This is a genomic window from Mesorhizobium sp. M1C.F.Ca.ET.210.01.1.1, from assembly GCF_004791585.1.
In the GTDB taxonomy this organism is placed as follows: Bacteria; Pseudomonadota; Alphaproteobacteria; order Rhizobiales; family Rhizobiaceae; genus Mesorhizobium.
In genome coordinates this window covers 1-316 of record NZ_SRUU01000177.1, presented here as the reverse complement: position 1 = coordinate 316, position 316 = coordinate 1, and the positions used below count along the sequence as shown (strand labels likewise).

Annotated in this window: 1 protein-coding gene; it reads right to left on the bottom strand. The window is 58.2% G+C overall.

The window, feature by feature from the left end:
* Positions 1 to 316, bottom strand: a 316-nt coding sequence (locus EN853_RS33470; protein ID WP_135861372.1) for an aminotransferase class I/II-fold pyridoxal phosphate-dependent enzyme, incomplete at both ends; no start/stop codon positions are given.

Genomic DNA, 316 nt, shown 5'->3' with positions numbered 1-316 from the left:
GTTCCCGATTGGCCAGATACCCGGCGAAATGAACGAGGATTATTGCGTTGGTGCGCGGCGTGCATCGAGCCTCGGCTTCCGCAAGGGACATCAGCGGCAAGTCGGCTGACTCGATGTCGACAAAGACAGGAGTCGCGCCGACATAGAGCACTGAGTTCGCGGTCGCTACGAAAGTCAGCGACGGAACCAACACCTCATCGCCTGGGCCGATACCAAGTGCGTGCAAAATGAGATGAAGTGCCGCCGTGCAGGAACTCACTGCAACGCAATCGTCCGCGCCGTGCATGCGAGCAAAAGACTCTTCGAACAAGCGAAC